We start from the raw sequence: 806 nt of genomic DNA on the forward strand, positions 1-806 counted from the left end.
AACCCATCCCCTATCTCGTTAAAATACTTCGAGGAAAAAGGAAAGCCAGTCTGAAATGTTAGCACTGCTCCTAATTTCTTCACCTCCCACGCCCCCGCCTCCCGAAACTCGGGAAAGCGCAAGCTGGGCACCAGAGGCTTTTTCTTGTCGCTTTTACTGCGCATACACTTCCAGTCCTGAAATTTCCTGACCTTCGGCCTGCTTGCGCAGCAGGGGTGTGAGGTCGCCCATCAGTTCCAGCTCTTTTTGGGCCCGCACCTTCCAGCCCAGCCCCAGGGGGCGGAGCAGTTCGGTCAGCGCATCAGGGTCGAAGATTCTACGGCTCAGGATACTGTCGATGAAGCCTTGCAGGGCATCAGGACTGAGACCGTGCTTTTCGGCGATGGCTGCCAGTTCCCGGGCGTTCTTCTCCGCCTTGAAGCACTCGTAACCCTCGCGGATGGCCTGCTCGTCCAGCCCCTTGCCTTCCGTGAGGGTGTTGATGTATTCGACCATGTCCTCGCGCTCGTCGAGGAACTTTGCATTGCCGGCCAGCAGGCCGATGAGCTGCTCACGGCTTATCTTCTGCTTCCTGGGCGGCTGGCCGGTGAAACGGACGATGAGCTTCATGATGTAGTCGTAGTCGATGAGCGCAGAGTCGAACAGCACGAACTCGAAATCGAGCTGCCGGATGGGATCGTTGGGGTCTGGCGTCTTCTCCTGCTTCGACTTGAGGTCTTTGGCGACATCGAGATAGACGCCCCTGAAGGCGCGCAGGTCATCTTCCGGCAGCAGTTTATCAATGGTCTCGCGCAGTTCAGGATCGA

General features: G+C 57.4%; 1 protein-coding gene. It reads right to left on the reverse strand.

The window, feature by feature from the left end; translation table 11 throughout:
- Window positions 1-153: 153 nt before the first annotated feature.
- A partial coding sequence (locus tag ACOCD2_RS23175; RefSeq protein WP_419626227.1) for a type I restriction endonuclease subunit R, EcoR124 family occupies window positions 154-806 on the reverse strand: 653 nt, incomplete at its 5' end.

The organism is Thiolapillus sp. (assembly GCF_048562965.1).
Classification (GTDB): Bacteria; Pseudomonadota; Gammaproteobacteria; order Chromatiales; family Chromatiaceae; genus Thiolapillus; species Thiolapillus brandeum_A.